This window comes from Pseudomonas sp. BN417 (genome assembly GCF_029871205.1).
Taxonomy (GTDB): Bacteria; Pseudomonadota; Gammaproteobacteria; order Pseudomonadales; family Pseudomonadaceae; genus Metapseudomonas.
In genome coordinates, this window is the sequence record NZ_SSOJ01000136.1 from 1 (window position 1) to 11,338 (window position 11,338).

The window sequence follows — 11,338 nt, forward strand, 5'->3', positions numbered from 1 at the left end:
GTGCCATTGGCCGTTTTCCAGATACGCGGCGCCATAGAAGCCGGCCAGCAGCAGGACGCCATCACGGGCGGAGAGATGGCCCGCGCTGATTTGTGCAAAAGCAGGGATATTGGCCTTCACCAACTGGTCGCCGACAATCCACCATACGCCGTAGTCGTTGGTGCACCAGACACGGTCCTCGTACCAGACCATATCTTTAAACGCGAGACTGATGAGTTCCTTGCTCTCTACCTTCTTCCAGGTGTCGCCTCGGCCCACAAATGTGTGGCCTTCGTAGCCGCTGATATAAACACGGCCATCAGCACCACAGCAGACTGTCTCTAAGAAAAGATTACTTGGGAAATCGACTGGCCGCCACGATCCTCCATTGAAGTGCCATACATCACCATACCCGCCAACAGCATAAATATCATCTTGAGAAAACCCATCCAAATCTCTGAAACCTATTCTTCTACGCTCATCTTGAAATGGGATGCTATCGTTATACCAAGCCCATTCATTCCTATTTTTTCTAAATCCAACTGTCCTCATTCCTCCAGCAGCATACAACGTCCCCGTTATATTTTTTAATTTAAAAACACCTCCCCGCGTCTGCTTGAGAATATTTTCCTCCATGCCAGCTTCACCGCTTCCTATCGCGTAGGTCTGCCCACTTATTGATGTTAGGATTAACTGTTCTTTCGGAGTCTTCGATATTTCGATGGTTGAAATATCAAAGCCGTTAAGGGTTGCATGTCCCCACTGCGATTCTTGCGGGTTCGACATGAAGTTTGTTATAACTCGTAGCGTCAAGGCGGTATCGTCGGGATATCTACCTTCATCTTTCCAGTCAGTCCACTGCGTACAGTCTTCGCGAGCAATGAAATAAAATATTTCTCTGCTCCTGATCTCGCAGTCAACGATGTTGTAGCCGAGGATGTCTTTGGAAAAATCGGCCGTTGGCATCATGTCAGTTAGTCCAGTCCTTGAACTCATGCCAGCGAGCTTGCAGCACACCGTCGTACAGGCCTTCGGCCTTGCAACGGTCGACCATTTCGCCGTAGCTGAAAATCTGGTGCCACTGGCCGTTTTCGAGGTAGGCGGCACCGTAGAATCCGGCCAGCAGCAGGACGCCATCACGGGCGGAGAGATGACCTGCGCTTATGCGGGCAAAGGCAGGGATATCGGCTTTCATCAACTGGTCGCCGACAATCCACCACACCCCATAGTCGTTGGCGCACCAGACACGGTCCTCGTACCAGACCATGTCCTGGAACGCGAGGCTGATGTCTTCCCGGGTTCTGATTTTCTTCCACGTATCACCTCGACCCACGAAGGTATGGCCTTCATAGCCACTGATATAGACGCGGCCATCGTCACCGCAGCAGATCGTCTCGATGGTTAAGTTGCTCGGGAAGTCAATGCGACGCCATTGCTGCCCGTTGAAGTGCCAGACATCGCCTTTGCCGCCTGCGGCATAGATATCATTACTGGCGAATCCATCCAAAGCGTCAAAACCTGCCGTAAGCGCCTCCGAATCCATGTCAAAGGGCACATCTTTTGTCAGCCAATCCCATTGATTCTTCCCCTTTCGTATACCGGCGACTCTTCCACTACCGGCAACATAAAGTTGACCTTCAATCGTTTTGAACCTTGCCAAGATTCCACGGAGATCATTTCTAATATCTGCTTGTATCTCGTCGTCGCCCCCGCCGAGGACGTATATTTGGCCGGTTAAAGATCCGGCGATGAATTGCTCTTTTGGAACGACGGAGACTCCACCTGTGAGCCTAGAGAATCCGCGTAGCCGCACATGCCCCCATTGGCGAGATGGCTCTTCTGTTTTGATGAATACTAATACTCTTTTATAGAGTGATTCTTCGCTCGGATAGCTACCTTCTTCTTTCCAGTCCGTCCACTGCGTGCAATCTTCACTTGCAATAAGGTAAACAATTTCCTTATTTCGCACTGTGCAGTCAGAGAGTCTGTAGCCTAAGAGTCGTTTTGAAAAATCAGCTGTTGAAATCATCTCAGTTGGCCTAGTCCTTGAACTCATGCCAGCGGGCCTGCAGGACGCCGTCGTACAGGCCTTCGGCCTTGCAACGGTCGACCATCTCGCTGTAGCTGAAAATCTGGTGCCATTGGCCGTTTTCCAGATACGCGGCGCCATAGAAGCCGGCCAGCAGCAGGACGCCATCGCGGGCGGAGAGATGGCCCGCGCTGATTTGGGCAAAGGCTGGGATATCGGCTTTCATCAACTGGTCGCCGACAATCCACCACACTCCGTAGTCGTTGGTGCACCAGACACGGTCCTCGTACCAGACCATATCTTTAAACGCGAGACTGATGAGTTCCTTGCTCTCTACCTTCTTCCAGGTGTCGCCTCGGCCCACAAAGGTATGGCCTTCGTAGCCGCTGATGTAAACGCGACCATCGCCACCGCAGCAGACTGTTTCTAAATAGAGATTGCTTGGAAAATCGACCCGGCGCCACAAGCCACCATTGAAATGCCATACATCTCCTACCCCTCCGACGGCATACAGATCATCTCGGTCGAATCCATCCAAATCATCGAACCCTGAAACCCTAGAATCCTGCTCTTTATTAAATGGAATGCTTTCGCTATGCCAATGCCAGTCATTTTTCTGCTTCCGAAATCCGACAGTTCGCTGCCCCCCTGCGGCATAAAGGGTATCCGAGATGGTTTTTAGTTTAAAAACCCCACCTCGTGTCTGCTTCAATATACTGTTTTCCATACCCGCTTCGCCGCTTCCAACGGCATATAACTGGCCGCTGATTGAGCTCACGATCAGTTGTTCCTTTGGCTTTAATGACACTGCGGCATCTGCAATATCAAATCCAGTCAGAGTTGCGTGCCCCCACTGGGAGTCTTTTGGTTTGAAGCTGAAGTCCGATATGACTCGAAGTATTAAGGTAGTATCATCTGGATAACGCCCAACATCCTCCCAGTCCGTCCACTGCGTATAGTCTTCGCGGGCAAGAAAGTAGAATTTATCCCTACTCCTGACTACGCAATCAACGATGTTGTACCCCAAGAGCTCTTTGCTGAAATCTATCGGTTCCATCATGATTTAATCCATCCCTGTGCTGCCCCGGCGTCAGTCCTTGAACTCATGCCAGCGGGCTTGCAGGATGCCGTCGTACAGGCCTTCGGCCTTGCAGCGGTCGACCATCTCGCTGTAGCTGAAAATCTGGTGCCATTGCCCATTTTCCAGATACGCGGCGCCATAGAAGCCGGCCAGCAGCAGGACGCCATCACGGGCGGACAGGTTTCCCGAGCTGACTTTGGCAAGCGCGGGAATATCGGCGGGAACTATCTCGTCATTGATAATCCACCACACGCCGTTGTCGTTGGTGCACCAGACGCGGTCTTCGTACCAGACCATGTCCTTGAAGCCCAATGGAATGACTTCCCTTCTCTTTACCGGCTTCCAGGTGTCCCCGCGGCCGACGAAGGTCAGGCCTTCGTATCCACCGATGTAGACCCGGCCGTCCGCACCGCAGCACATGGTTTCAATCGTTACGTTGCTGGGGAAGTCGACCCGTCTCCAGATTTTCCCGTTGTAATGCCAAACGTCACCTTTCCCACCGGCGGCATATATGTCTTCTTGAGAGAAGCCATCTATAGCGTCAAACCCAGCTGTAGAAACTTCGCTATCCATGTCATAAGGAACATTCTCGGACAGCCACTTCCATTGGTTTTTTCCTTGACGCAAGCCAACCATTCTGCCGCTACCTGCCACGTACAGCTCATCATCGATAGTTGCGAATCTCTCCAGTGTTCCTCGCAGCTTTTCACCTATTTCATCTTGAATTTCATTGTCTCCGCTCCCAAGTGCAAATATCTGTCCAGTGAGGGACCCTGCAATAAACTGCTCCTTAGGGGAGTATGAAACCCCTGAAGTCAATCTCGAAAAGCCCTTTAACGTGGTATGCCCCCATTGCTTCGCAGGCTCTTTACTGCTCATGAAGGTAAGAACTCGCTTGTAAAGAGATCTCTCGCTTGGGTAGTCACCTTGCTCCTTCCAATCAGTCCATTGGGTGTAGTCTTCCCGAGCGATAAAGTAGAAGAAGTCCCTCCTTCTGACCTCGCAATCGACGACGTTGTAGCCGAGCAGTCGTTTCGAAAAATCTTGAGCTGAAATCATTTTTGGCCTCTAGTCTGCGATTACATCAGTGTCTTGATTTGCGCTCTCGCTTGCGTCCGTACTGTTCTTTCCTGAGTGGGCATTGAGATTTTTCTCGTCACCTTTGTTGCAGGACTTATAGTATTCATCGAGCTGAGCTTGCAGGCACTTCTCAGAGCAATCTCCTGCACCTGCCTCTTGGACGGCTTCAATTGCAGCATCCCGCATTTGCTTGTAGGAAACAGGCGTTCCATTCGGTAGTTTTCGGCGCTGCAGTTTTCCTTCAAGTTTTGTATGTGCCTTTCCATGACTTCCATGGGAGTTATTTACCCCCTCGACACACATGGATGGAGCATCCTTGTGCTTTCCCTTGTAGCAATCGTTGCCCTTGAATACCGCGCCGGGAATAACATGGTGTCCCGTCTGTCCGGGGCAACAACCCTTTCCTGATTTGGCTGCCCTGGCGGCGCTTGTCTGCCTGTAGGGAACCAGCATGCATTTTCTTGCGCGCAAACATGGACTTCTGGCTGCTTGAGCACTCATAAGGTCCGCCATGAACTTGTCAGGCGACTTTGTGTACTCCCCCAACTTCTCTTTCGCTTTTTCCTTGAGCTTATCCAAATCCATCAGGTCATCCAGAATTTCCTGGCCCTCTGGACCAAGCGCCTTGGCAATATCCGCGGCGGTACTTACAACGTCCGTAATAGTCCAGGCTGCCATGGCACCTGTGACAACAAGCCCGATCCCAGTAGCTCCTGCAGCGCCACCTATCAAGTTCTTGAGAACGGAGCGAGCCGCCAAGCCCCCCAGCTTTCGGATAACAAACCAGCGCCCCATGCGCTCATAGGCCAAGTCCACCAACTCGCCGAAAATCTTCTTGCCCAAACTAACGGGGTCCATTGAGATTATGTCGGCCAGTTCATTGACTTGTTTTTTTGCGTCTTCGAATGCTTTAACTCCATTCATCGGCTTGACCCACAATCCATCGCAGTAGTCATCCACCCACGAGTTCATGCCGCCATGCTGCCGCTTGTACTTCATCGCCTTTTTCGCGGCATCGTCAGGAATCGAAGCAATGTTCTCCAAGCGCTTGCCCAAACTGCGCTTCCTGGCGTTGGGAGCTTTTCTCTTTTCCGCGTCTTCGGCCTTTTTTTCTTTACACTTCTTGGCGATATCTTCCCTGTCTTTCTTGCAGGCATCGCCTGGCATGCGCTCGCTGATGTACTGCTGCTGAAGTGCGTTTGCCGGATTACTGTGGTTATGCGTCACCCAGTCCAGGTGGCGGGTTACGCACAGGCCTTCGACCTTGACGTTGGGCGACCAGCTGACGAAGTAACACTTGCCCTTGATCTTGCCGGAGTTGATGCCTTTCTTGAGCCCCGGCGTGGCGGGCTCGTCGCCGGTGCTGGTGCGGAAGTAGGACTTGTGCTGCAGGGCGATTTCCATGCCCGCGATGAACACGGTGCGGCTGCCGTTGCTGATGTCGCGGGCAAAGCAGGTGTTCGGATACGGAATGGGCACGCCGCCTGCCGGCGGGGTGGGCGGCGAGAAGCAGGTGTCGGGGAATGCCGCGCTGGATTTGCCGTCCGCGGATTTCGAGGCTATCTCGTTGTCGTTGGCATAGACGTGGTGGGCCATGGGAGCTCCGTGCTGTCGGCTCAGGCCACGCGCGCAACCAGCGCGGCGCGGGCCTGCTGTGGCGTGGACAGTTGGATGAGGGTGTTGACGCCGGGGGCGCGGCTGATGCGGGACAGGTGCCACGCATAAGCGAGCATGAAGGGGCCGAAGGCGGCGCCAATGTGGCCCAGGCAGTTGGCCGGTTGAATGAACTGGTGCTCCGCCGGCAGATCGGCGCGCAGCAACCGGCCCCAGGCGTAGGACGACTCCTCGAAGAAGAATTCCTCTCCGGCCAGGTCGGCCAGACGCAGGTCCACCTGGTGCGCCTGGATGCCGGCCTGTGCCAGGGCGGCCTCGATGGCGGCGGCCAAGCCTTTGCCGTAGCACGGTGCGCGCGACAGCAAGGTGGCCGGCTCCTGCGCTTGGGCACTGCCGACGATGTCCAGCCCCGGCGGCTGGCCCGCGCGCGTTTCCGGCACGGGGCCCAGTAGAAGCGCAACGGCGGCTTCACCGGGGATGAAGCCAGACGGCTGGTCTTCGGTGAGCAACCGGTCCTGCTGTAGGGCCTGGGCGATATCGGGTGTATTGAGCCAGGAGTCCAGCGCGAGCAGCAGGACATGGCTGGCGTGCTGCTTGTGGATGAGCTGCGCGGCCAGGGCAAGAGCGCTGGCGCAGTCGGTGACCTCCCCGCCGATGTGGGCGTAGTAGGGCTTGGTGTCTGGCCGGTAGTGGGCGAGGCTGCGCCGCAGGCACGTCACTGCCAGCCCGCTGTGATAGCTGCTGCGTTGCTCGGGGCACAGGAGGATGCAGGTGACGCGCTCGGGCAGTCGGGTGCGTGCGCCGGCCACGTGCAGGCATTCCTCGATGGCCATGTCCAACAAATCCGCAAGACGCGCGTGGCCACCGGTCAGGGTTTCATTGCCTGGAGCCGGATGTGGGATGCGGGCTCCCCGCAGGCTGTTGCCCTGGGCGTCGAAGAAGTGGGTGTCCTGGAAATTGTCCAGCGCTGCGCGCAAGGCGGCGGCGGAGGACGGCAGGCTCATGCCGACGCTGGTCACTGCGCCGGCCGCCAGTAGGTGGAGGGGGATGGGCATATCCGTGCTTTCGGCTATCACAGGTCCAGGTCCTCGAGAATGGGTTTGCGGCTGGCGTCGTCCGTGGCGAAACCCGAGCAGGTGAGGCATCCCCCCTGGCCCATGGCATGGGCTTGCGCGCGTTGCCGGCTGGCCCGGCCGATGCTGAGCAATTCGATTTCGCCGAGGCTGCGCTCGATAGGGTGGCGTGCACGCCAGAGCACACTGAATTCGCCGGCATCGGCGTCTATCGCCACGCAGTCCACGACCGGCTGCAGGACGTGGACCTGGCCGTTGCGCATGGCCAGGCTCATGCCCAGCGCCAGGCCGGGCATCTTGAAGCGGATATTGGAGCGCTCGGGGTGCAGATTGATGAGGCGGACCGGTTCACCTCCCTGCGGATAGGGCACTTGCTGGTCTTCGGGGGCGCATTGGCAAAAGCGCGGGTCGAAGTCGGCTGGCAGCAAGGGGAAGGTGGTGTTGCGCCAGTCTTCGTCGTAGGTGCCGGCATAGTGGCGGCGCGGCGTCCAGTTGCGTCCAATCGGCCCGAACGACCACGGGTGGTGCTGCTTGAAGTGATGCAGGATGGGACGGCCTGGCTGCTCCAGGTTGGGCACTGGTATGCGCTGGTCCATCAGGGCATATACGTGGCGTTCGGTGGCGAAGCCGCAGCCGATGGGGTTGGTCTCGTAGGCTGTGCCCGTCGGGTCGGTATCCGAGGGCGGCCAGGTGCCCCCGAAGGCACGGCCGTAGGTGATGGGCATGGAGACGAAGCGCTCCGGGTCCGACGGGCGAAAGCCCAGCAGGAATTGCTTCCAGTAGCGGTTGCCGACGATGCGAACGCGCTTGGCGCAGTCACCGAATTCGAAGCCCGCTTCGAGCTCGTAAACCGAGCGTTTGCCGGGCGCATAGGCCGTGGCCTTGAGCACAACGTCGCAGTGCGATCGAAACAAGGCGTAGTCGCACTCGAAGAAAGGGTTGCTCAGACCCGGCTCGCCTTCGAACACATCAGTGGTCAGGATGGGCGTTTGCTGATCGGCCAGTTTGGGGGGCAGTTCGGACGATGGCGGTATGGTGTAGGTCGCCTTGGCCAGGGCGACGACAAAGCGCTGGCCTGACGGGTCGATGGCCAGGGTGGCCTCGGCCTGCATGCGGGTGTCGTTGATGATTTCCATGGCGGCCTCAGTTGAGCTTGATCGAGGCGCCGCGGACGCGGTTGAGCCCGGTGGCATGGCTGATGAGCGTGGTGCCGCGCAGTTCGATGCGACCGTCCCGTGTCAGGCGCAGGGAGGCCTTGCCACAATGCAGGGCGATTTCCTTGGCATGTTCGATACGCAGGCTTTCACCGTCGTCCTGCACCTGTGCTCCGCCTGAGTGCGTAAGCGTCAGCACGTTGTGATGCAGCATGCCCATCAGGATGGGATTGTCCCGGTTGCCGGCGCCGAACATGACTGCACATTGGGTGCCTACCTGGTCTTCTGAGAGCGGACACAGCGAGACGGCGGGGCGAGGCTCCGGCAGGAGGTCGGGCACCATGACCAGCGGCGTGCCGTTGTCGTCGATGTCGGCAAGCCAACCAATCAGGACACCATCGACGCGTGTGTTGCGGGCCGAGACCTCTGCCTGGCGGCGCAGCATGGCGTCGAGCAGCCTGCCCTGTCCGGAGGCCCCCTGCTGGAGTGGAGTCTTGTCTCCCATGTCGTTGGCAAGTTGTTCGCCGAGGGGCCTCTGCTTGGGCTCGGACATCAGTCAGTTCTCCTTGATGTTCTTGGCCTTCAGGATGATTTCGCCCTTGGCGGTGTAGCGTTGGTCGCTACTGGCATCCACCTCGATGTCAACACCCTTGAGGAGGATGGTGCCGTCGGCCTTCATGACCAGGCTGGACTTGCCGACGGTGATGGAGAACTCCTCGCCGACGGTGGTGCTGTAGGTCTGGCCGACGAGGATCGATTTGTTGATGCCGACCTGTTCGGACTGGCTCAGGCCCACGGAGGTGTTCATGGCTGCGCCGACGCTGGTCTGGTAGGCCGCGCCGATGCTGAGGAACTTGGCCATGCCGATGGTTTCGATCTTGGTCTTGGCGACGGTTTCGGTCTTGTGGCCGCCGATGGTGACGCGGCGGTTGCGGCCGATCTCGATGGTCTCGTTCTTGCCCACGTCTTCCTTGCGGTGCCGGCCGATGGAGATGGTTTCGTCGTTGCCGACATCCTCCTTGCGGTCGTGGCCGATGGAGACGGTCTCGTCGTTGTCCACGCGCTCGCTACGGTCATGGCCGACGAAGGTGGTCTCGTCGTTGTTGACGATGTTGTTCTGGTCCTTCTGGGCGTGGATGAAGACCTCTTCCTGCCCGGCCTCGTCCTCGTAGCGGATTTCATTGAAGCCATCGCCCTTGTGGGTCTGGCTCTTGATGCTCATGCGCGTCTTGTTGGCCGGCAGCTCGTAGGGCGGCAACTGCAGGGCGTTGTAGGTCCGGCCCGTGATGACGGGCTGGTCCGGGTCCCCATCGAAGTTGCTGACGATGACCTCCTGGCCGATGCGCGGGATGGCCATGTGGCCCCAGAGCGCGCCCGCCCAGTTCTGCGACACCCGTATCCAGCAGGAGCTGTGCTCGTCGTTCCTGCCTTCGCGGTCCCACGGGAACTGCACCTTCACCCGGCCGTACTCGTCGCAGTAGATTTCCTCGCCCGGTGGGCCGACCACGGTGGCCTGCTGCGGGCCGTCGATGCGCGGCTTGGACAGCGGCTCGGCGCGCCACTCGGCATCGTCCGGCACCAGGGTGGCGGTGCTGCTGTAGTGCGTGCCCTGGGCGGCGTCGGCGCTTTCCTCGGCCTGGCTGGTGTACTGCCTGCCATGGTGCTCGATGCGCACCGGGCGCCAGCCGCGGTTCATGTCCGCACGTGGGTGGCCGATGAGGTCGAAGGCGATGCCCGGCACCAGGCGCGCGTCGTCGCCCTCGACGGTGGCTTGGCGCACATCGCCGCGGTGGCCGCGCAGGCGGTCCTGGGTGAAGCCCTCGCCCGCCGCGCTCTTGTAGCGCCCGGGGTAGTCGTAGCGCTCATAGCCGCGCGCCTGGTGCACCAGGTAGTCGCCATCGCGCTTGGTCTGCTGGTGGTAGCGCGGGTTCTTGAAGTCGTAGTCGCGTTGGGTCTGGCGCGCGGTGCGCACGTTCTCGCTGTAGGCGAAGCTGCGCAGCGCCGGGCGTGGGCGGTCGCCGCCGGCCATGGGGTTGTACTCCACCGGCAGGCCCGCCTGCTTGCCGAATATCCACAGGCGGTCGCAGTGGATGAGGCGGTGGCCCTCGGCGCTGTGCTGGAAGCCGTAGAAGAACCCTTCCTCGCGCATGATGCGTTCGACGAAGTGGTAGTCGGTGTCGCCGGCCTGCACGCAGTACTCGCGCGGTTCGTGGGGGTTGGTGACCTTCTGCTCGTAGTCCAGGGTGATGCTGTGCTTCTTGAGCACGGCCTGGGCGATGTCGGGCACAGAGAGGGTCTGGAAGATGCGCCAGTCCGAGGCCAGCTGCAGGCGGGTCAGACGCGGCTCCACGGTGGCGCGGTAGCGGGTGCGGCGAAAGCCGGTATCACCTTGGACGAAGGCCGAGACGGTGCCGTGGACGAAGCGCACCGGCTGGCCGCCCTGCCAGATGGTGAGCAGCCCGGGGCCGTCGAGCACCTGGCCGAAGTCGACGGCCGGGTTGGCGCAGCTCAGGTCGACGTCCAGCTTGAAGGTCTCGGACAGGCCTTCGTTGAGGTGGAACTCGACCACCTCGAAGTCGTCGCTGCCGGCGAGGAAGGTGAAGCGCAAATCGGATTGAACGGCCATGGGAAATCCTTGCCGGACCGCTGCCGGCCCAGTGCTCCTTGTGCAAGAGGGAGCAACCGGCGCGCGTAGCGCCGGTTGCCGGATATGCCTGGGGGTTAGGCTTCCTGGGGCTTGCGCCAGTCGTCAGAGGCTTCGGTGCCGGCGATGGCATGGGTCCAGGTGATCTTGCGGTAGGCCATGGCGACCTTGACCAGTTGGGTATACGCAGCCTTGCTCGGGTCCTGCGCGTGCGGCAGGACGGTGTTGATGTTGACGACGGTGGCGTCTTCGAGCTTGGTGGTGAAGAAGTGCTCCTGCTTGCCCTCGGTGGAGGTGCGGTACCACTTCACTTCCACTTCCGGAAGCATTTCGCCAGAGGCCAGGGCTTGATACAGCAGCGGGGTGGCCTTGTTCAGCGGCGCGGTGAAGATAAAGGGCTTGTGCACGCGCTGGCCGGAAGGCTGGCCGCTCTGCGGGTCGGTCGGGGTGGCGATCAGGTGCTCGATTTCCTGGACCAGGATCTGGTCCTCATGGCCTTCCTGGTAGACGTTGCCCACGGAGTCGGCAGTGAAGGCGCCCTGGGTGATGTTGCCCTGGGTCTTGCCCTGGATGCTGATATAGGCGGGAGTTGGCATTGGCTGCTTCCTTGTATCGTTGAGGTGAAGGCCCTGAGGGCCGCGCGCCATCGGTGATGACAAGGGGGGTATCGCAATCGCCGTGCCA

10 protein-coding genes are annotated in these 11,338 nt (G+C 59.0%); all 10 read right to left on the reverse strand.

The annotated features are described in order from the left end of the window. Nucleotides 1-948, reverse strand: a 948-nt coding sequence (locus tag E8F11_RS17530; protein WP_280290125.1) for a hypothetical protein, incomplete at its 3' end; no start/stop codon positions are given. Between the two features lies 1 nt (nucleotide 949). After that, nucleotides 950-2,008: a hypothetical protein gene (locus E8F11_RS17535; protein ID WP_280290126.1), complete on the reverse strand. Its 1,059-nt coding sequence runs from the start codon at nucleotides 2,006-2,008 to the stop codon at nucleotides 950-952. A 10-nt stretch (nucleotides 2,009-2,018) separates the two neighbouring features. Beyond that, nucleotides 2,019-3,068: a hypothetical protein gene (locus tag E8F11_RS17540; protein WP_280290127.1), complete on the reverse strand. Its 1,050-nt coding sequence runs from the start codon at nucleotides 3,066-3,068 to the stop codon at nucleotides 2,019-2,021. Between the two features lie 30 nt (nucleotides 3,069-3,098). Continuing rightward, nucleotides 3,099-4,148 (reverse strand): hypothetical protein, encoded by a 1,050-nt coding sequence (locus tag E8F11_RS17545; RefSeq protein ID WP_280290128.1) that lies wholly within the window; start codon nucleotides 4,146-4,148, stop codon nucleotides 3,099-3,101. A 9-nt stretch (nucleotides 4,149-4,157) separates the two neighbouring features. Beyond that, nucleotides 4,158-5,765 (reverse strand): PAAR-like domain-containing protein, encoded by a 1,608-nt coding sequence (locus E8F11_RS17550; RefSeq protein ID WP_280290129.1) that lies wholly within the window; start codon nucleotides 5,763-5,765, stop codon nucleotides 4,158-4,160. A 20-nt stretch (nucleotides 5,766-5,785) separates the two neighbouring features. Further along, nucleotides 5,786-6,838 carry a hypothetical protein gene (locus tag E8F11_RS17555; RefSeq protein WP_280290130.1) on the reverse strand — a complete coding sequence of 351 codons (1,053 nt, stop codon included), beginning with the start codon at nucleotides 6,836-6,838 and terminating at the stop codon, nucleotides 5,786-5,788. 17 nt (nucleotides 6,839-6,855) lie between these two features. After that, nucleotides 6,856-7,992, reverse strand: a complete 1,137-nt coding sequence (locus tag E8F11_RS17560) for a DUF2169 domain-containing protein (protein ID WP_280290131.1) — start codon at nucleotides 7,990-7,992, stop codon at nucleotides 6,856-6,858. 7 nt (nucleotides 7,993-7,999) lie between these two features. Further along, nucleotides 8,000-8,563, reverse strand: a complete 564-nt coding sequence (locus E8F11_RS17565) for a DUF6484 domain-containing protein (protein ID WP_280290132.1) — start codon at nucleotides 8,561-8,563, stop codon at nucleotides 8,000-8,002. Between the two features lie 3 nt (nucleotides 8,564-8,566). After that, a complete protein-coding gene (tssI, locus tag E8F11_RS17570; RefSeq protein ID WP_280290133.1) occupies nucleotides 8,567-10,636 on the reverse strand; it encodes a type VI secretion system tip protein TssI/VgrG in 2,070 nt (689 codons plus the stop codon). 95 nt (nucleotides 10,637-10,731) lie between these two features. After that, complete coding sequence (locus E8F11_RS17575; RefSeq protein WP_280286841.1) at nucleotides 10,732-11,250, reverse strand: Hcp family type VI secretion system effector; 519 nt, start codon at nucleotides 11,248-11,250, stop codon at nucleotides 10,732-10,734. Nucleotides 11,251-11,338: the final 88 nt, after the last annotated feature.